The sequence below is a fragment of the Pantoea folii genome (assembly GCF_056678875.1).
Genome location: NZ_JBWXON010000027.1, coordinates 47,563 through 66,063 on the forward strand (window position 1 = coordinate 47,563; position 18,501 = coordinate 66,063).

Sequence of the window (18,501 nt, forward strand, 5' to 3'; positions counted from 1 at the left end):
CTCCTTATGCATGACGGCGACCGAAGGCCGGACGCTTACGGTCGAATGACCAACCGGGAACCAGATACTGCATCGCCGTGGCGTCGTTACGCGCACCTGCCGGCAGAGATTTGTAGAGGGCATTGGCTTGATGCAGACGATCCCAATCCAGCTCGACGCCGAGGCCGGGCTTATCCGGTACGGCAATCTTGCCGTTGCGGATTTGCAGCGGCTCTTTGGTGAGGCGCTGATCGCCTTCCTGCCAAATCCAGTGGGTATCGATAGCCGTCGGTTTGCCCGGTGCGGCAGCGCCAACGTGGGTAAACATCGCCAGCGAAATATCGAAGTGGTTGTTAGAGTGGCAACCCCAGGTTAAGCCCCAGTCGTCGCACAGTTGCGCCACGCGCACCGCACCGCTCAGCGTCCAGAAGTGCGGATCGGCCAGCGGGATATCGACTGAGTTGAGCATCACCGCGTGATTCATCTCGCGCCAGTTGGTGGCAATCATATTGGTGGCGACCGGCAAGCCGGTGGCACGGCGGAACTCCGCCATCACTTCACGACCGGAATAGCCCTGTTCGGCACCGCATGGATCTTCAGCATAGGTCAGCACCTCGCCCATGCCTTTGCACAAGCCAATCGCTTCATCCAGCGTCCAGGCGCCGTTGGGATCAACGGTGATACGCGCATCCGGGAAACGCTTTTTCAGCGCGGCCGCGGATTCCATCTCCTGCTCGCCCGGCAATACGCCGCCTTTCAATTTGAAATCTTTGAAACCGTATTTGTCCTGGGCCGCTTCCGCCAGGCGCACCACCGCATCTGGCGTCAGTGCTTCCTGATGACGCAGGTGATACCAGTCATGGCTGGCGCCTTCGCCCGTCAGATACGGTAAATCGGTTTTGCGACGATCGCCGAGATAGAACAGATAACCGAGCACGGTGACTTCATCACGCTGTTGTCCCGGACCGAGCAACTCGGCTACCGGTACGCCCAGACATTGACCCAGCAAATCCAGCAGTGCCGCTTCCAGCGCCGCCACCGCATTGACACGCAGTTCGAAGGTCCAGGCACCTTTACCAAAGGTATCGAAATCCGCCGACTGATTGCCTTTGTGCACCTGCTGCACCAGGCGGTTCATGCGCGCCACCTGCTGGCCTTTGACCTGTGGAATCGCCTCCACCAGCGTTTGGTAGATCGTTTCGCCACCCGGCGCTTCACCGACGCCGGTATGACCATCACTGTCGGTCAGTACCACAATGTTGCGGGTGAAGCAGGCGTTGTGCGCTCCACCAATGTTCAGCAACATGCTGTCGTAACCGGCAACCGGAATCACCTGCATATCGGTGATCACCGGGCTACTTTGCGTATTCATAGTTCGTCCTTATGCTCGGTGTTTCAGTTCAATACGTTTGATATCACCCGTGATGAACAGGAAGCTAAACGCAGCGACGAAGGCGTGGATCCCGACATAAATCAGCGCACCTTCGAAAGAGCCAGAAGCGGCGATGATGTAACCGATAGCAATCGGCGTCACGATGCCGGAGAAGTTGCCGAACATGTTGAACAAGCCACCGCTCAATCCACTGATCTCTTTCGGTGCGGTATCCGCCATCACTGCCCAGCCCAGCGCACCAATACCTTTGCCGAAGAACGCCAGCGCCATAAAGAGCACCACTACCCACTCAGTTTCGGTGTAGTTACACATCACCATGCTGATAGAGAGCAGCATGCCAACCACGATGGGGGTCTTACGTGCAACGTTCAGCGAGCCAGTTTTGCGCATCAGATAATCGGAAATCACGCCACCTAACACACCACCGAGGAAGCCACAGATGGCCGGAATCGAGGCGATCATCCCCGCTTTAAGAATCGACATGCCGCGCGCCTGCACCAGATATACCGGGAACCAGGTAATAAAGAAGTAGGTCAGCGCGTTAACGCAATATTGTCCGAGATAGATACCCCACATCATGCGGGTCGAAAGCAGCTGTTTGATTTGATACCACTTCTCATCCCAGCTCACTTTGCGGTCGGCCTTTTTGGCATCCATATTGATCAGCGCGCCGCCCTGCTCCATGTACTCCAGCTCAGCTTTGTTCACACCCGGATGGTTGTTCGGATCGTGCATGAACTTCAGCCAGACGAAGCTGAGGATGATGCCCAGCCCACCCATAAACCAGAACACATGCGCCCAGCCCACTTCGGCCACCAGCCAGCCCATAATCGGGGCAAAAATCACCGTGGCGAAATACTGCGCCGAGTTGAAGATTGCCACGGCGGTGCCGCGCTCTTGTGCCGGGAACCAGGCCGCAACAATACGGCTGTTACCCGGGAAGGAAGGCGCTTCTGCCAGACCGACCATAAAGCGCAGCAGGAACAGTGAAACGACGATGCCGAAGCCGCTGAACAGGTCAACAAAGCCTTGCAGCAGGGTAAACAGCGACCAGAGGAAAATACTCCAGAAGTAAACGCGTTTTGAGCCAAAGCGGTCAAGCAGCCAGCCGCCAGGTATTTGTCCAATAACGTAAGCCCATGAGAAGGCGGAGAAGATATAGCCCAAACCGACCGAATCGAGGCCGATATCTTTAGACATCGCGGAACCGGCAATCGAAATGGTTGCACGGTCACCGTAGTTGAATGATGTGACGATAAATAACATCACCACAATCCAGTAACGGGCGTTGGTGCGTTTTTGCACCGCTTCCGCTGTCTGGCTGAAACTATTCATGATGCACTCCTGAAATATAGCGAACGCTACATTCACTCTGACTGCATACACATCGCGTTGGGTATCAGAATGATGTCGGGTTAAACACGGCGATTGTTGTTATGGCAAAACGATGATGCGTCGTGACGAATAACCAAACGTTGAAGAACGAGAATCAGTATAGGAACAGCCAAACCACGAGGCATTGGAAGAACGCATGATGATGAACATTGATTCATGCTGATTTTATGGCAATTGCACATATCCCTGCGGCGTAGCTCACGGAACCTGATTTTTCACCCGTAGATTGATTAAGAAGCAGCCAGCCAACGCGCGCTTTGTGAGTCTGTTCACTTGTATTTGGATAAACGAACCAAACTCAGGTAATAAAACCCCAAAAAGCCAGTCAGTTGCACAATGCGCAGGCCAATACCCCTGCATATACTGAGGCTGGCAAAAAATGATGACGTGACGGAAGCATTTACAACGCGCTGCCATGTACAGCGCGACGAACTGGAAGGTGAGCAATGAACCGACCGCTAACAGAGAAACCGCTTTATATAAAAGTACACGACGCCGACAACGTGGCGATCGTGGTGAATAATCAGGGTTTGCCTGCGGGTACCCGCTTTGAGGATGGCCTGCAGCTCACCGAACACGTGCCGCAAGGACATAAAGTAGCGCTGGTGGATATTCCTGAAAACGGCGTCATCCTGCGCTACGGCGAAGTGATTGGCACCGCCTTGCGCCCGATTGCACAGGGCAGCTGGATTGAAGAATCGCTGGTGGCGCTACCCGAAGCGCCTCCGCTTAACAGTTTGCCGCTGGCGAACAATGTTCCCCCTGATCTGCCACCGCTCGAGGGTTATACCTTTGAGGGTTATCGCAACGCCGATGGCAGCGTAGGAACACGCAATCTGCTCGGTATCACCACCAGCGTGCACTGTGTGGCTGGCGTCGTGGATTACGTGGTGCAAATGATCGAGCGCGATCTGCTGCCACGCTATCCCAACGTTGATGGCGTAGTGGCACTGAATCATCTTTATGGCTGTGGTGTGGCGATCAATGCGCCCGCTGCGGTGGTGCCGATCCGCACTATCCATAACCTCGCGCTGAACCCCAATTTTGGGGGCGAAGTGATGATCGTCAGTCTCGGCTGCGAGAAATTACAGCCGGAGCGTCTGCTGACCGGCACGCCGGATGTGCAGGCCATCTCGCTGGATGATCATGACATTGTGCGTTTGCAGGATGAACGGCATGTTGGTTTCGGCGCGATGGTGGATGAGATCCTTCAGGTCGCCGAACGTCATCTGAGAAAACTGAACCTGCGCCAGCGCGAGACATGCCCGGCATCAGAACTGGTGGTTGGCACGCAATGCGGCGGCAGCGATGCATTTTCCGGCGTGACGGCCAATCCGGCAGTCGGCTTTGCTTCTGATTTGCTGGTGCGCTGCGGCGCCACCGTGATGTTCTCCGAGGTCACCGAAGTACGCGATGCAATACATCTGCTGACGCCGCGCGTGGTCGATGAAAATGTGGGTAAACGCCTACTGGAAGAGATGGCGTGGTATGACGATTATCTTAGCCAGGGCCAAACCGACCGCAGCGCCAATCCCTCGCCAGGTAATAAGAAAGGCGGGCTGGCGAACGTGGTGGAGAAAGCGCTGGGATCGATTGCCAAATCAGGACGCAGTCCGATTGTAGAAGTGCTGTCACCCGGGCAGCGCCCGACTCAACGCGGTTTAATCTACGCGGCGACACCGGCCAGTGATTTTGTCTGCGGCACCCAGCAGATGGCGTCAGGTATTACCTTGCAGGTGTTTACTACTGGGCGCGGCACACCCTACGGTTTGGCTGCGATTCCGGTGATTAAAATGGCGACGCGCAATGCGCTGGCGGAGCGCTGGCACGATTTGATGGATATTAATGCAGGCACCATTGCGACGGGTGAAGAGAGTATCGAGCAGGTGGGCTGGCGGTTGTTTGAGTTGATACTGGAGATTGCCAGTGGTCGCAAACAAACCTGGTCTGATCGCTGGGGCATTCGCAATCAGCTGGCGGTGTTTAATCCGGCGCCGGTGACCTGAGTGCGATCTCACCCTCTCCCAACAAGGGAGAGAGTGCAATCTGGCGCGCCTGAAACATCATCATCTTATTTTCAGGCCGTTCAGATTACCGCTTGCCAAAGATGAAGCGAAGGCAGAATTAAAGCAGCTTACCCCAGCTCTCAACCCACGGCGTGGTCACTGACTCAGGCTCTGGATCTTCAGTGGCATCTACCAGCAGCACATCACCGATGCGTTTGGCGCTCTGCTCCTGCAAGGTGGCATCAAAGGTTTTTCCTGCACCGCAGAAGTTATCGTAGCTGCTATCACCCAATGCAATCACGCCGTAGCGAAGCTCTGGTTGATAACCCACTTCATCGCGTATCTGCACATACAAGCGGGCAATATTGTCCGGGAAGTCGCCCTGGCCGGTGGTGGAGGTGACAATCAGAATGACCTCCTTGCTGTAAGCCTGCCAATCCGCCAGTGACGCATCCTCAAAAACTTTCACTTCGTGGCCCTGCGCTTCCAGTACCGGCTGCGCTTCTTCCGCCACCAGCAATGCATTGCCGTAAACCGTACCTGTAAAAATGCCAATCTTTGCCATCTTGCCGCTCCTTTATTCTGTTGGCTTATCCTGGACTGCCTCGTCGGCAAACTCAACCCTGGGAACCTCAGGGATCTGATCCTGCCAGCCAAACTGTTGCAGCATGCCTTGCCAGACGCGATCAAGCCCGGCGCGAATCACCAGAGGTTCTCCGGTGACCGGATGCGTCAGACTCAGCGCACTGGCATGCAGCATCAATCGATTCATACCAAAGTGCTCTGCTGCACCCCGGTTCTGCCGCAAATCACCATGGGCGCTGTCACCAATAATTGGATGACGTAGATGCACCATATGACGACGCAGCTGATGTTTGCGGCCGGTATGCGGCGACATCTCCACCAGGGTATAACGCGCGCTGTCGTAACGGCTGATCGCCACAGGCATTTCGACCTGCGCCAGTGAGCGATAGTCGGTGACGGCTTCCTGTGCAGTACGTTCCTGAGTGGCGAACTTATCGGCGATCTTATCCAGCTCTTCGACCAACGGATAATCGAGCGTCGCGCTGCCATCCAGCCAACCGCGCACCACTGCGTGATAGGTCTTCTGCATTTTATGCTGCTCGAACTGCTGTGACAGCAAATGCGCCACTTCGCTGGAGAGCGCCATTAACAGTACGCCGGAGGTGGGACGATCGAGGCGATGCACGGTAAATACGTGCTGACCAATTTGATCGCGTACCGTTTGCATCACCACCACTTTTTCGTCGCGATCGAGCCAGCTACGATGCACCAGCCAACCAGACGGTTTATTGACGGCGACCAGCCATTCATCTTGATAAAGGATTTCCAGCATTAAGAGGTCGGGTCCTGAAAAAGCGCATCAAACTGGCCTAATGTCAGCAACAGGACCGCATGGCCGGGTGTGGTGGCAGGTAACGCCACTTCATAGTAAGGCGTGACAGAGAAATTTTGCGGAAGCGGCACTCCGGCTTCGATTAACGCATGGAAACGTGGGATGAGTACCCACTGCAGCCACTCCAGCGGCTCCATGGTATTGAGGCAAAAAGGCTCGGTGCTGGCGAAGGCTGCCGGCTCAGGGGATTGCGTCTGCCAGTGGCCGTGTTCGCGCATCACCGCTTCGATCTGCTGCAGCTGTTGAATAATCATTTGCGACGACATACGCCACCTCCAGAGAAAAATTGGGCGGCAAGCATACCATTAGTCGTTCAACGTGCAAAAAAGGCATAAAAAAAGGGAGCACTGTGATTACAGTGCTCCCGGTTTCGTTCGCAGCATTCCCGCCACCGCTGTGCTCCCTGCTCATCCATGACAACTTGTCCTCTGCTTTCCATTGCCTGTCATCGTGACAGTTATCCTTAGCATCCTGGCCCACCACCATCCACGTGGCTCTCATTCTCCGTCCTGGAGGTGTCCCTGACTCAATCCTGAGTGTCCTGCTTCATCCTGAAGCCTTCCATGTGCCGTAAACTCCGTTACGTTCCTGCCTCCTGGCTGACATTCTCCTGAACGTCTCTTTATCCCCAGCATCCTGCCAGTGGTGACTATTCTGTCAGAAACCATCGTAATAACAAGTTAGTAAGACGCGTTAATAGATTTCTCACACTACTAATTTTAAGAGTGATGCCATAAGCTTATGATTCACAATATTTTTACATCTTTGTTTTCCGGATAGCTGCAAGATGATCTAGCGATCTCTCACACCTGATGTGAGAGATCTCTTACAAACCTAACCTGTGAAATCTGCTAATCAGGCTTTAACCGGTTGTAAATCATTAAGAAATGTCTGAATGCTTGCCGCCAGCACCTGACGCTTTTTACTACCAGGCTGTTCCAGAATCACTTCACCGGAAAGATTACACAGAGCAATCACATCCTGCTCCGATTCAGTAGTCGCAATAAATAATGTTGGACTCTGTTTTAAGCGGCGCTTCATGACCAGATGGCCAATCAGATTCTCCTGCAAGCGGGTAAAGTCTGATTCGCTCCACACCTGTAACAACGTTATCGGCTGCTGTTGAAAGGTTGCGGTCATATCGCCGGCAAACTGCGAGGTGTAAAAAGCACTGATTTCCGATTGCAACTGAATATCCAGTGCCCGCTCGACGGCTTCCAGCGTGGCTGGCAAGGTGAAGGGCTGTGGTTGCCACAGCACACAATCATCCAGCGTGCTGACAATACAAGGGGATGGCACACCCAGCAGATCCGAACTGGCGGGCAGATGTCCAGCCTGCTGCTGCCAATGTTGCACATAACGGGCGGTAAACTCACGCAGGGCATCTGCGGTTTGCTGCATCATTCTTCTTCTCGCTTGTGATCGGTTACACTTAGCCACTTTGATGGAATTTAGTGGTAACCGATATGTCTTCTGAAAACCGCGATCAGGCGTTAAGCGGCCTGACGTTAGGTAAGCCCACGGCTTATGTTGATCGCTACGATAACACGCTGCTGCAATCGGTGCCGCGCAGCCTGAATCGCGAACCGCTGGGGCTCTACCCGGATAATCTGCCGTTCCAGGGCGCAGATATCTGGACGCTGTACGAACTCTCCTGGCTCAACAGCAAAGGCGTGCCGCAGGTGGCGGTAGGCGAAGTGGTACTGCGCGCGGACAGCGAAAACCTGATCGAGTCCAAGAGCTTTAAGCTCTATCTTAACAGTTTTAACCAGACGCGTTTCGCTGACTGGGGCGAAGTGCGCCAGACACTCGAGCGCGATTTGCGCGCCTGCGCCAATGGCGAGGTCAGCGTGGCGCTGTTCCGTCTGGGCGAAGTGGAAGGACAGCCGATCGGCCATTTCAATGGCGATGTCATTGACGAGCAGGATATCGAGATTCACGACTATGCTTTTAACGCCGATTATTTAGTGCAGGCTGCGGGCAGTGAAGTTGTGGAAGAAACGCTGGTGAGCCATTTGCTGAAATCCAACTGTCTGATCACCCATCAGCCCGATTGGGGCTCTGTGATGATTCGCTACAAAGGCCCACGTATCGATCGTGAAGCCCTGCTGCGTTACCTGATCTCATTCCGTCAGCACAATGAATTCCATGAACAGTGTGTTGAGCGCATTTTCAACGACATTCAACGCTTTTGCCGACCAGAAGCCCTGACTGTATATGCACGTTATACGCGCCGTGGTGGACTGGATATTAATCCGTGGCGCAGCAACGTCCCCTTCTCTCCAGGGTTTTCCCGCCTGGTCCGTCAGTAACAGATTGCGAGACGCCTCGCAGGCCGCAGCACGGATGCGCGGTTCCACTTGAGCATTCACTGCGGACAACGTTACTCTGTCAAAGGCGCTAAGGTCTAAACCTGCGTCCCGAAGGATTTTCGTCACTGCGTTCAGCAAGTTAAGCGCAGCGTCACCCGCCACGCATTTGCGTGTAAAGGAGTTCTCTTGATTACACATATCAGCCCGCTTGGCTCAATGGATCTGCTCTCCCAGTTGGAAGTCGACATGCTGAAGCAAACGGCCAGCAGCGACCTTTACCAGCTTTTTCGCAACTGCTCACTCGCGGTGCTCAACTCCGGCAGCCAGACCGACAGTAGTCAGGAACTGCTCTCCCGTTTTGAAAATTTCGACATCAACGTGCTGCGCCGTGAACGCGGCGTCAAACTCGAACTGATTAATCCTCCGGAAGAAGCCTTTGTTGATGGCCGTATTATCCGCTCATTGCAGGCCAACCTGTTTGCCGTGTTGCGCGATATTCTGTTTGTGAATGGACAGCTTGAGCGCAGCGATCAGAAAAACGCTGATGATTCCGCTCACATCACGAATCAGGTGTTTTCGATTCTGCGTAACGCACGTGCGCTGCATATTGGCGAATATCCCAACACCGTGGTGTGCTGGGGGGGTCACTCGATTAACGCGGTGGAGTATCAGTATTGCCGCAATGTCGGTACGCAAATGGGCCTGCGTGAACTCAACATCTGCACCGGCTGTGGGCCTGGTGTGATGGAAGCGCCGATGAAAGGTGCCGCGGTGGGTCATGCCCAGCAGCGCTATCATGACAGCCGTTTCATTGGCCTGACCGAACCGTCAATTATCGCGGCTGAGCCACCAAATCCGCTGGTGAATGAACTGATCATCATGCCAGATATCGAAAAGCGTCTTGAGGCGTTTGTGCGTATTGCGCATGGCATCGTGATCTTCCCGGGTGGTGTTGGCACCGCAGAAGAGTTGCTGTATCTGTTGGGGATTCTGATGAATCCACACAACAGCGATCAGGTTCTGCCGCTGATTCTCACCGGCCCGAAAGAGAGCGCCGACTACTTCCGCGTTCTGGATGATTTCATTGTTAATACGCTGGGTGAAACCGCGCGTAAGCACTACAAGATCATCATTGATGATGCTGCTGAAGTGGCGCGCCTGATGAAGAAAGCCATGCCGCAGGTGAAAGAGTATCGCCGCGAAACTGGCGATGCCTACAGCTTTAACTGGTCGATTCGCATCGCGCCAGAGTTGCAGGTACCGTTTGTACCGACGCACGAAAACATGGCTAACTTGAAGCTGTTCCCGAACCAGCCAGCAGAAAAACTGGCTGCTGATTTGCGTCGCGCTTTCTCTGGTATTGTTGCCGGCAACGTTAAGGAGGTCGGCATTCGCGAAATCCGCGAGAAGGGGCCTTACAAACTGCACGGCGACGCCGACATTATGCTTCGCATGGATGAACTGCTGCAGGGCTTCGTCGCCCAGCAGCGTATGAAGTTACCAGGCAGCGCCTACATCCCCTGCTACGAAATCATTAAATAACCCATCAGGAAGGCAGCCTGCGGGCTGCCATTATCACTATGTCGTTTCATCTTCTGATTATTGATGCGCTGAACCTGATCCGCCGTTTGCATGCCGTGCAAGGCACGCCCTGCCGCGAAGCCTGCGTTGCCGCGCTGCATCAGCTTTTAGGCCACACGCAACCGACGCACGTCGTGGCGGTATTCGATAGCCACGATCGTCATCCTGGCTGGCGGCATCAGCTGCTGCCCGATTACAAAGCGGGCCGCCCACCGATGCCGGATGATTTGCAGACGGAGATGCCCGTTATCCAGCAGGCCTTTGAGGCTGTCGGCGTGCGTTGCTGGGTCGCCGATCTCGATGAAGCTGACGATCTCGCTGCCACGCTGGCGGTGAAAATGGCCGATGCCGGACATCAGGCAACTATCGTCTCCACCGACAAAGGTTATTGCCAGCTTTTAGCGCCGAATATCCGCATCCGTGATTATTTCCAGAAACGCTGGCTGGACGTGCCTTTCATTGAGCACGAGTTTGGCGTCACGCCCGCGCAATTACCCGATTACTGGGGACTGTGCGGCATTAGCAGCAGCAAAATCCCCGGCGTTACCGGCATCGGTCCCAAAAGCGCCCGCGATTTACTCACGCAGTTCGGCACCCTGGAAGCTCTTTATCAGCAGTTCGATCAGGTTCCGGAAAAGTGGCAAAAGAAATTGCGCGATCACCAGCAGATAGCAGAGATTTGCCGCCAGGTCTCAACGTTAAAACGCGATTTGGTTCTGCAGGGGAATTTAAATACCTTGCGGTATAAGCCGTGAATGGCAGGTGCAGCGCCCTCTGCCACATAAACACGCGAATCTCTTGATAGGTGATAGGTGATAGGTGATAGGTGATAGGTGATAGGTGATAGGTGCAAAAAATTGCACTGCGACGAACTTAACCCGAGAGATCCTGCGAAATAATTTGTGCTACAGCAAGGCGGCAAGTGCGTGAATCCCCGGGAGCATACGCCAGTATGTGACCGGGGCGAACAAGCGCAGCCAACGCCGCTGTAGTGCAAAGTATGAAGCAGGATCGGCAAGTTTATTAAGTCCCCAGAGACATACATCAGTATGTGACTGGGGCGTATAAACGTAGCCAACGCACCTGTGGCGCGAAGTATGACGGGAAATTTAGCGTTCGTCGCGACGGCCGCCTACAGCCGCCCAAAGCCGGCGCACATGTACAGTAATCTCTTCCCGATCGTGATACAGCTGGCGCGCCTGAATCTGGGCATTCACGCCCTTCTCTTTCAATGCCGCATCCATCATGGCCAGATTTTGCGTCACTTCTTCATAACGCTTTTTCATCGGCAGCTTGAGGTTGAAAATCGCCTCACGGCACCAGCCGTTGACCAGCCACTCCGTCATCAAACTGGCGACGCGAACGGGTTTTTCCACCATGTCACACACCAGCCAACTAATGTTATTGCGCGATGGGCGGTATTTGAAACCGTCTTCACGGCAGTGCGTGACTTGCCCGGTATCCATGAGGCTGGGCGCCATCGGGCCGTTATCTACGGCGTACACCCACATGCTGCGTTTAACCAGCTGATAGGTCCAGCCGCCAGGACACGCGCCAAGATCCACGGCATACATGCCGCTGCCCAGGCGCTCATCCCACTCATCGGCCGGGATGAAGACGTGAAACGCCTCTTCCAGCTTCAGCGTTGAACGGCTTGGCGCATCCGACGGGAACTTGAGGCGCGGGATGCCCATATAGAATGGTGAGTTGTTCTCTGGCAGCGAGTAACCGACATAGCAGGTACCCGGTGCAATAAAGAACACATGCACCACCGGGCGTTTCGGCGATTCGTAGTTGAGCAGGATTTTGCTCTCACGCAGGCTGGCGCGCAGCGGTACGGTTAACTTACGACAGAACCTGGTCAGTTCTTTCGCTTCATTGGTATCCGGCACTTCGACACGCAGCTCGCCGCCCTTCTCCACCACACCGGTTAGCATGCCGACAATCGGGGTAATACGATCTTCTGGCGGCAAATCGCGCAGCAGTTCGCCCACCACCAGCATCTGACGGGCAAAAATCAGCTCGGCAAACGGCAGCGTTTGAATCAGCTTTTCAGCATCTTCCTGCTGATAGCACTCATAGAGCACGTAACCAGAATCATCTTTGACACGGGCAAAACCGTAAACTTCACGTTCAGCGGCTTTGGCGCTGATCTCTGCCGCACACTCTTTCTCAAAGCCAGGACGGCAATAGAGTAAAACTTTATTCATGGCGATCCGCCTTTCGTTTAAGACGCAATGCGCCAATCAACATCAAGAACCAGCCAATCAGGAAGAACAACCCTCCCACTGGCGTAACAAAAACCCAAAACTTCAAGTGCGACAACGCTAAACAATACAGGCTGCCACTGAACAACACGGTGCCAAGCGCCAGCGCAGCGCTGCTCCAGTAAAACCAGATATTGGCGCGACGCAGCATGGCCGCACCCAAACCAATCACCGCCAATGTGTGATAGGCCTGATATTCAAGACCGGTATGGATCCACGCCATTTCGGCCGGGCCGAGCGATTTGCTCAGCACGTGTGCCCCAAAAGCACCAAAGGCCACCAGCAGAAATCCGCTGATGGCGGCAAACACAAACATGGCACGACTGGACATTCATTGTTCCTCAGGATGACACTGCACATCACTGTGCAGCACTCAACGCGTTAGTGATCGTAGCGAAAGCGGAATTTTTCTTGTTCAGCTGCGGCTTTTTCCAGGATCCACTGACGAAAGGCGGCTATTTTACCCAGTTCTGCCTGGCTGTCATGACAAACCAGATAAAAAGCGTTTTTACTGACTAACACGTCATTAAATGGACAGACCAGCCGTCCAGCTTCAATTTCACTCTGCGCCATCACATTATTAGCCAGCGCCACGCCCTGGCCGTGAATCGCCGCCTGCAGCACCATCGCGCTATGGCTGAAGATCGGCCCCTGCTGCACATTAATGTGCTGCAATCCTAGCTGACGGATATAGGATTGCCAGTCGCGGCGCGAAGCATCATGCAGCAGCGTAAAGTGTGCCAGATCGGCGGGCGTTTTAAGCGGATGGTCGCCAGTCAGAAACATGGGCGAGCAGACCGGCAGCAAATATTCGGCATACAGTTTCTCAACCCGCAGACCCGGCCAGTTACCGCGCCCATAGAAAATCGCCACATCAACATCATCGGCCAGTTTCTCTTCATCACGGTCCACCGCCTGAATACGCACATCGATGCCCGGATAAGCCATATTAAAGCTGGAAAGACGGGGTACCAGCCATTGAATGGCAAAGCTGGGCAACAGACTGACGGTTAAGGCACCCTTCGCGCTGCGCGCCTGAAGTTTACGCGTCGCATCGTTGATAGCCGAGAAGATCTCTTTAATATCCAGATAGTAGCTTTGACCTTCTTCTGTCAGTAAAAGCGAACGATTCCTCCGTCGAAATAGCTTAAGACCGAGGAAATCTTCCAGAGATTTAATCTGGTGGCTAACAGCTGCCTGGGTGACAAACAGCTCTTCAGCGGCTTTAGTAAAGCTTAAATGGCGGGCTGCAGCATCGAAGACGCGTAAAGCATTAAGCGGTGGAAGGCGTTTAGACATGGTTTTCCATCAGCGGATTCACAAGGTAACAGTCCGACTTATACAAGGTCGTTACGTATTAGTTATTTTAATCCGAGACATTATAATTTGTCCGTTGAGGAAGCTCCAGCAAATACCTATAGTTGCCGCACTTCCTGAGCCGGAACGAAAAGATTTCTGGAAACGTGCGAGAGATCGCAGACTTTTGGAGAGCTTTTGGCTTGTGGTCGTGATGTTGTGTTTGCATTTTGATCTGACGATTGCAGATCAAGCTTTTAATTCCTGTAGATTTACCCTGTCTGTCCAAGTGATTTTATGCAGCACCGCAAATTGCGGTGCTTTTTTTTGTCCTACACATCCCTGTGTACCCCTTTCGGGCCGTCACTGAAGCGACGTAAAAATTTCTCCGGGAAATTTTTGGCTTGCTGCTTACTGCCCCATCTCAACCATCTCTTTCACATCTGTACGATTGATCTGCTGCTCGTTGCCATTGGCATCTTTATAACTGATCATACCGGTTTCATCGTCAACTTTCGGTTTCCCGTCCGCTACAATGGTGCGACCATCATTGGTATGCATGACATAATTGCTGGAACAAGCAGCCAGGGTAAAGGCCATGGTACACACGGCCAGCACTGCGGCGAGTTTTTTCATCTTCTATCTCCTTGCAGATTGATTGCATTAAACCACCCGCAAGCGCTGACCAGAGTCAGCAAAAAGTGAAATCGACTGGTAAAGGTCGATTCGTTATGCGGGTTGCGGTTCAAACCTTGCAATAAATAGCATAACGCGCTTTTCCAGCTTTGCCAGCGAATCGGCCGGGTTTCAGCCTGGTCCTAAAATTGAATACAGTGGGTTTCGTATGACCATCTTCTCCCCAACCGCCTTCCGTGCGCAGTTTCCGGCATTAAGCGATGCGGGCGTTTATCTTGATAGCGCAGCCACTGCCCTGAAGCCTCAGGCTGTGATCGACGCCACATCGCAGTTCTATAGCTTGAGCGCAGGCACCGTGCATCGCAGCCAGTTCAAATCAGCACGCGACCTGACAGAGAAGTATGAACAGGCGCGCGGCCGGGTGGCCAAATGGCTGCACGCGGGCGATGACCGTCAGATTGTCTGGACGCGTGGCACCACGGAGGCCATCAATCTGGTGGCGCACAGCTGGCTGGCACCGCGCTTACAACCTGGCGATGAAATCGTAGTCAGCGAAGCCGAGCATCACGCCAATCTGGTGCCGTGGTTAAAGGTGGCACAAGCCGCAGGCGCGAAAGTGGTGAAATGGCCGATTGGCGCGGATCGTCTGCCCGATATTCGTCTACTGCCTGATTTGCTAAACGCACGCACTAAGCTGCTGGCGATTGGGCAGATGTCGAATGTCACCGGTGGCTGTCCGGATCTGGCACAGGCGATTACCCTGGCACATCATGTTGGCGCCAAAGTGATGGTAGATGGCGCACAGGGCGTGGTGCACGCGCCCCCCAGCGTTCAGGCGCTGGACATCGACTTTTACGCCTTCTCCGCGCACAAGCTGTATGGCCCAATGGGGATTGGTGCGCTGTACGGCAAAGCCGAGCTGCTGGAAGAGATGGATGCGTGGCAAGGCGGCGGCAAGATGTTAACGCACGTCGACTTTAATGGCTTCACGCAGCAGGCGGTACCGTGGCGATTTGAAGCCGGCACGCCCAATGTCGCGGGCGTGGTGGGCCTGAGCGCGGCGCTGGAATGGCTGTCGCATCACCACGCTGAAAAAGCAGAGATGTGGAGCCAGCAACTGGCCAGCCTCGCCGAAGAGCAATTAGGCGAGATTCCCGGCTTTCGCAGTTTCCGTTGTGGTAATGCCAGTTTGCTGGCGTTTGATATCGCGGACATTCATCACAGCGATATTGTCACTCTGCTGGCAGAGCAGGATATTGCGCTGCGTGCCGGACAGCACTGTGCACAGCCATTAATGGCGGCACTGGGTGTTAGCGGCACCCTGCGCGTATCATTCGCCCCCTATAATAATTTGCAGGACGTGGATGCGCTGGTGCGCGCCATGCATCATGCCGTAGACCTGTTGAGTGAATAACGTTATGACCACCCTGATCGGCCCACATCCGTTTGGCGATGTGATTACTGAAGCCAGCCTGACCGAAAAATTTTCCCATTTTCATCAGTGGGAAGATCGCTATCGCCAGCTGATCCAGCTCAGCCGCCAGTTACCCGCTCTGGAAGATGACGTGAAGACGGCAGAGATTGAGCTGAGCGGTTGCGAAAATCGTGTCTGGCTGAGCAGCCAACGGCTACCCAACGGCAAACTTCACTTTTACGGCGACAGTGAAGGCCGCATCGTGCGCGGTTTGCTGGCGGTGCTGTTGACGGCGGTGGAAGGCAAAACGCCAGCCGATCTGTTAGCACAAGATCCGCTGGCGTTGTTTGATACTTTAGGCCTGCGTGCGCAGCTTAGCGCCTCACGCAGCAGTGGCTTAAAAGCGTTGGCAGATGCAGTGCAGCGCCACGCGCGCGCGCATCAAGCAGCCTGACGCGCCGCGCGTGCGAGGAATTTCTTCAACGCGTGCGACACCGCGATAAACCCGAAAGTGGCGGTCACCATGGTGGCCGCACCGAAGCCCGCCGCACAATCCATACGTTTCGGGCCTTCTGCGGTGCTTTTGGAAGTACAAACACTGCCATCCAGCTGAGGATAAACCAGCGCCTCAGTGGAAAACACGCAATCAATCCCTAACTTGCCTTTGCTGTTCTTCACCACACCAAAGTCGCCTTTCAAGCGCTCACGCAGTTTTGCCGCCAGCGGATCCTGAATAGTTTTGGCTAAATCGCTGACCTGAATCTGCGTCGGATCGATTTGCCCGCCCGCACCGCCGGTAGTGATCAGCGGGATTTTGTTACGACGACACCAGGCAATCAGCGCGGCTTTCGGGCGCACACTGTCGATCGCATCAATCACGTAATCAAAACCGGCTGACAGCATTTCAGCGGTGTTATCCGGCGTGATGAAATCATCAATGCAGATCACTTCGCACTCAGGATTAATGGCACGAATACGCTCCGCCATCACCTCGGTTTTCGCCTGTCCCACTTTGCCTTGCAGGGCATGGATCTGGCGATTGGTATTGGTAATGCAGACGTCGTCCATATCGATCAGCGTGATTTTACCAATCCCGGTGCGCGCTAACGCTTCGGCGGACCACGAACCGACACCGCCGATACCAATCACACAAAAATGGGCGTCGGCAAAACGCTGCAGCGCCTCTTCCCCATACAGACGTGCCGTACCGCCAAAACGTTGCCGCCAGGCATCGCTGACTACTTTCATATCAAACCTTTTGATGCGGTGCGCATGAATACGCACCCTACAGAAACAGTGATGGACGCATTGGATCGCGAAGACTGGCGACCCATGGCAAATCAGCTGAATACTCCCGCTGATTTGCCGCAGGGAAGAATATCAATTCGCCCCGATAATCAGTGAACCATTATTGCCATTTTGCGGATTGCTGAACAGCGGCTGTCCTGCACCTGGCGCGGCTTTCAGCACCCAAACGCGGCCATAGTGATTATAAAATCCGGCAAGATGCGCAGCATCTGGACCCACACCCTGATAGATGTCGAAGTGCTGACCTTTGATCGCCCCACCCACATCCAGTGCCACCATCAGGCGCATCTCATACTTGCCGTTAAATTTGCCCTTCTCGTTCAACTGCGGCACTTCGGCTAACAGCGCCGTACCTGCGGGAATCAATGAACGATCGGATGCGACTGACGCTTTGGCAATCAAAGGCACTGCGCTGGCACCGCGCACCGGCACATACTCTTCTGGCTTAAAGAACACGAAGGATTGGTTGGTTTCCAGCACGTCACGCACCTGATCCGGCGTATGTTCCTGTGCCCACTGGCGAATCGCCTGCATCGACATATCTTCGCGCTTCACTTCACCACGATCGATCAGTTCTTTGCCGATACTGTGATAGGCCCAGCCATTTTTGCCGCCGTAGCCGAAGAAGCGCAGCGGGCGACCGTCGCCGAAATCAACGTAGCCGCTACCCTGCACGTCCATCATAAAGTTGTCGATCAGCGAGTTGCTCCAGGCAATCACGTAACGATCGTCAAGTCCGCCACTATATATAGAAGCACGGCTCGGCAGCTTCTGACCGCGCGTGCGCGGTGGCATGCGATAAATGGGATACTGGAACTCACCCTGACGCGTGTAGCGCGCTTCCACCACAGGGGTGTAGTAGCCAGTAAACTGCACGTTACCGTAATTATCGGTGCCCTCCATCTGATAAGCGTTAAGTCCAAACTTACTCAACTGACGGGTATCGGCACCGGAGAGCAGCCAGTTCTGAATAGCGCTGTAAGTGCCAGTGTTGCGGCTGTATAAGCCGCTGGAGGCACTCTGAATCTGCTGAATCTGCACACCAAAATCTCTGCCATTCACCGGGCGCCCTTTGGCATTCGGTTCATTGACCAGCCCAAGCGGTTGCTCCAGCTTGCCATCAATATATTGCTGACCACGGTCAGTCGGTTTAGAACTACAGCCTGCTAACAGCGCGAGAAACGCGCCAGTAAGTGCATACTTCGCCCAATGTCCTTTCATCACTTTCTCTTTTTCTCGGTTGTTTGCACCGCGACGATAGCAAAGGGGCAGAGAGAATGAAATCCGCCACGAGTTACCGCGCTCACATCTGTACAATTAATCGCCCAATGGCACTATTAATCACCAACTGGCTGTAAATTTAAGGCTTTAACACAAAAAGGGGTTGCATCGCCGCGCGTCGAGAGTATAGTGCGCATCCACGGACGCGGGGTGGAGCAGCCTGGTAGCTCGTCGGGCTCATAACCCGAAGGTCGTCGGTTCGAATCCGGCCCCCGC

At 54.3% G+C, this 18,501-nt stretch carries 18 protein-coding genes; 6 read left to right on the top strand and 12 right to left on the bottom strand.

The features are described from left to right. Positions 1-4: 4 nt before the first annotated feature. The gene (locus tag AC1MDE_RS23990; RefSeq protein ID WP_058961511.1) at positions 5-1,351 is read right to left on the bottom strand and encodes an enolase C-terminal domain-like protein; all 1,347 of its coding nucleotides are present in this window, start codon (positions 1,349-1,351) and stop codon (positions 5-7) included. 9 nt (positions 1,352-1,360) lie between these two features. Then, entirely contained in the window at positions 1,361-2,707 is a 1,347-nt protein-coding gene (locus AC1MDE_RS23995; RefSeq protein ID WP_058961512.1) for an MFS transporter, read from the bottom strand. A gap of 506 nt (positions 2,708-3,213) precedes the next feature. Between AC1MDE_RS23995 and garD the strand changes: the two genes are divergently transcribed. After that, a complete protein-coding gene (gene garD, locus AC1MDE_RS24000; RefSeq protein WP_479414366.1) occupies positions 3,214-4,773 on the top strand; it encodes a galactarate dehydratase in 1,560 nt (519 codons plus the stop codon). 118 nt (positions 4,774-4,891) lie between these two features. On the opposite strand, the gene AC1MDE_RS24005 is transcribed toward garD, so the two are convergent. The 4 genes from AC1MDE_RS24005 to syd all read right to left on the bottom strand — a co-directional run bounded on the left by AC1MDE_RS24005 (position 4,892) and on the right by syd (position 7,594). After that, positions 4,892-5,338 carry a flavodoxin gene (locus AC1MDE_RS24005; RefSeq protein WP_058961514.1) on the bottom strand — a complete coding sequence of 149 codons (447 nt, stop codon included), beginning with the start codon at positions 5,336-5,338 and terminating at the stop codon, positions 4,892-4,894. A 12-nt stretch (positions 5,339-5,350) separates the two neighbouring features. Beyond that, positions 5,351-6,130 carry a tRNA pseudouridine(65) synthase TruC gene (gene truC, locus AC1MDE_RS24010; protein ID WP_058961515.1) on the bottom strand — a complete coding sequence of 260 codons (780 nt, stop codon included), beginning with the start codon at positions 6,128-6,130 and terminating at the stop codon, positions 5,351-5,353. Beyond that, positions 6,130-6,456: a YqcC family protein gene (locus AC1MDE_RS24015; protein ID WP_058961516.1), complete on the bottom strand. Its 327-nt coding sequence runs from the start codon at positions 6,454-6,456 to the stop codon at positions 6,130-6,132. Before AC1MDE_RS24015 ends, truC begins: the two co-directional genes overlap by 1 nt. A gap of 589 nt (positions 6,457-7,045) precedes the next feature. Then, the gene (gene syd / locus AC1MDE_RS24020; protein WP_058961517.1) at positions 7,046-7,594 is read right to left on the bottom strand and encodes a SecY-interacting protein; all 549 of its coding nucleotides are present in this window, start codon (positions 7,592-7,594) and stop codon (positions 7,046-7,048) included. Positions 7,595-7,656: 62 nt separating this feature from the next. Between syd and queF the strand changes: the two genes are divergently transcribed. The 3 genes from queF (at position 7,657) to xni (ending at position 10,838) form a co-directional block, all read left to right on the top strand. Further along, positions 7,657-8,502 (top strand): NADPH-dependent 7-cyano-7-deazaguanine reductase QueF, encoded by an 846-nt coding sequence (gene queF / locus AC1MDE_RS24025; protein ID WP_160833100.1) that lies wholly within the window; start codon positions 7,657-7,659, stop codon positions 8,500-8,502. 186 nt (positions 8,503-8,688) lie between these two features. After that, positions 8,689-10,044: a nucleotide 5'-monophosphate nucleosidase PpnN gene (gene ppnN, locus AC1MDE_RS24030; RefSeq protein WP_058961519.1), complete on the top strand. Its 1,356-nt coding sequence runs from the start codon at positions 8,689-8,691 to the stop codon at positions 10,042-10,044. 38 nt (positions 10,045-10,082) lie between these two features. Further along, on the top strand, positions 10,083-10,838 hold the full coding sequence (xni, locus tag AC1MDE_RS24035; RefSeq protein ID WP_058961520.1) for a flap endonuclease Xni: 756 nt from the start codon (positions 10,083-10,085) through the stop codon (positions 10,836-10,838). 354 nt (positions 10,839-11,192) lie between these two features. On the opposite strand, the gene rlmM is transcribed toward xni, so the two are convergent. The 4 genes from rlmM to AC1MDE_RS24055 form a co-directional block, all read right to left on the bottom strand. Continuing rightward, positions 11,193-12,293, bottom strand: a complete 1,101-nt coding sequence (rlmM, locus tag AC1MDE_RS24040; protein WP_097117981.1) for a 23S rRNA (cytidine(2498)-2'-O)-methyltransferase RlmM — start codon at positions 12,291-12,293, stop codon at positions 11,193-11,195. Continuing rightward, positions 12,286-12,681, bottom strand: coding sequence for a DUF423 domain-containing protein (locus AC1MDE_RS24045; protein WP_034823080.1), 396 nt, complete (start codon positions 12,679-12,681; stop codon positions 12,286-12,288). The genes rlmM and AC1MDE_RS24045 overlap by 8 nt, the downstream gene beginning before the upstream one ends. Before the next feature lie 50 nt (positions 12,682-12,731). After that, a complete protein-coding gene (locus AC1MDE_RS24050; RefSeq protein WP_045816412.1) occupies positions 12,732-13,649 on the bottom strand; it encodes a transcriptional regulator GcvA in 918 nt (305 codons plus the stop codon). Between the two features lie 408 nt (positions 13,650-14,057). Beyond that, positions 14,058-14,282, bottom strand: coding sequence for a YgdI/YgdR family lipoprotein (locus AC1MDE_RS24055; RefSeq protein WP_034823084.1), 225 nt, complete (start codon positions 14,280-14,282; stop codon positions 14,058-14,060). A gap of 208 nt (positions 14,283-14,490) precedes the next feature. On the opposite strand from AC1MDE_RS24055, the gene csdA reads away from it, so the two are divergent. Together csdA and csdE are read left to right on the top strand one after the other, a co-directional pair. Further along, on the top strand, positions 14,491-15,696 hold the full coding sequence (gene csdA, locus AC1MDE_RS24060) for a cysteine desulfurase CsdA (protein WP_479401599.1): 1,206 nt from the start codon (positions 14,491-14,493) through the stop codon (positions 15,694-15,696). 4 nt (positions 15,697-15,700) lie between these two features. Further along, entirely contained in the window at positions 15,701-16,150 is a 450-nt protein-coding gene (gene csdE, locus AC1MDE_RS24065; RefSeq protein WP_097117983.1) for a cysteine desulfurase sulfur acceptor subunit CsdE, read from the top strand. On the opposite strand, the gene tcdA is transcribed toward csdE, so the two are convergent. Together tcdA and mltA are read right to left on the bottom strand one after the other, a co-directional pair. After that, positions 16,138-16,944 (bottom strand): tRNA cyclic N6-threonylcarbamoyladenosine(37) synthase TcdA, encoded by an 807-nt coding sequence (tcdA, locus tag AC1MDE_RS24070; protein WP_034823088.1) that lies wholly within the window; start codon positions 16,942-16,944, stop codon positions 16,138-16,140. The two genes, csdE and tcdA, sit on opposite strands and share 13 nt — an antisense overlap. 132 nt (positions 16,945-17,076) lie before the next feature. Then, complete coding sequence (gene mltA, locus AC1MDE_RS24075; RefSeq protein WP_480345147.1) at positions 17,077-18,225, bottom strand: murein transglycosylase A; 1,149 nt, start codon at positions 18,223-18,225, stop codon at positions 17,077-17,079. Between the last annotated feature and the right edge of the window lie 276 nt (positions 18,226-18,501).

Bases quoted from the DNA above. Each gene is read 5' to 3' on its own strand.
- AC1MDE_RS24050 (WP_045816412.1), bottom strand. From the start codon at position 13,649: ATGTCTAAACGCCTTCCACCGCTTAATGCTTTACGCGTCTTCGATGCT.
- xni (WP_058961520.1), top strand. From the start codon at position 10,083: ATGTCGTTTCATCTTCTGATTATTGATGCGCTGAACCTGATCCGCCGT.
- AC1MDE_RS23995 (WP_058961512.1), bottom strand. From the start codon at position 2,707: ATGAATAGTTTCAGCCAGACAGCGGAAGCGGTGCAAAAACGCACCAAC.
- syd (WP_058961517.1), bottom strand. From the start codon at position 7,594: ATGATGCAGCAAACCGCAGATGCCCTGCGTGAGTTTACCGCCCGTTAT.
- csdE (WP_097117983.1), top strand. From the start codon at position 15,701: ATGACCACCCTGATCGGCCCACATCCGTTTGGCGATGTGATTACTGAA.
- AC1MDE_RS24055 (WP_034823084.1), bottom strand. From the start codon at position 14,282: ATGAAAAAACTCGCCGCAGTGCTGGCCGTGTGTACCATGGCCTTTACC.
- garD (WP_479414366.1), top strand. From the start codon at position 3,214: ATGAACCGACCGCTAACAGAGAAACCGCTTTATATAAAAGTACACGAC.
- truC (WP_058961515.1), bottom strand. From the start codon at position 6,130: ATGCTGGAAATCCTTTATCAAGATGAATGGCTGGTCGCCGTCAATAAA.
- csdA (WP_479401599.1), top strand. From the start codon at position 14,491: ATGACCATCTTCTCCCCAACCGCCTTCCGTGCGCAGTTTCCGGCATTA.
- AC1MDE_RS24015 (WP_058961516.1), bottom strand. From the start codon at position 6,456: ATGTCGTCGCAAATGATTATTCAACAGCTGCAGCAGATCGAAGCGGTG.
- tcdA (WP_034823088.1), bottom strand. From the start codon at position 16,944: ATGAAAGTAGTCAGCGATGCCTGGCGGCAACGTTTTGGCGGTACGGCA.
- AC1MDE_RS24045 (WP_034823080.1), bottom strand. From the start codon at position 12,681: ATGTCCAGTCGTGCCATGTTTGTGTTTGCCGCCATCAGCGGATTTCTG.
- mltA (WP_480345147.1), bottom strand. From the start codon at position 18,225: ATGAAAGGACATTGGGCGAAGTATGCACTTACTGGCGCGTTTCTCGCG.
- AC1MDE_RS24005 (WP_058961514.1), bottom strand. From the start codon at position 5,338: ATGGCAAAGATTGGCATTTTTACAGGTACGGTTTACGGCAATGCATTG.
- AC1MDE_RS23990 (WP_058961511.1), bottom strand. From the start codon at position 1,351: ATGAATACGCAAAGTAGCCCGGTGATCACCGATATGCAGGTGATTCCG.
- queF (WP_160833100.1), top strand. From the start codon at position 7,657: ATGTCTTCTGAAAACCGCGATCAGGCGTTAAGCGGCCTGACGTTAGGT.
- rlmM (WP_097117981.1), bottom strand. From the start codon at position 12,293: ATGAATAAAGTTTTACTCTATTGCCGTCCTGGCTTTGAGAAAGAGTGT.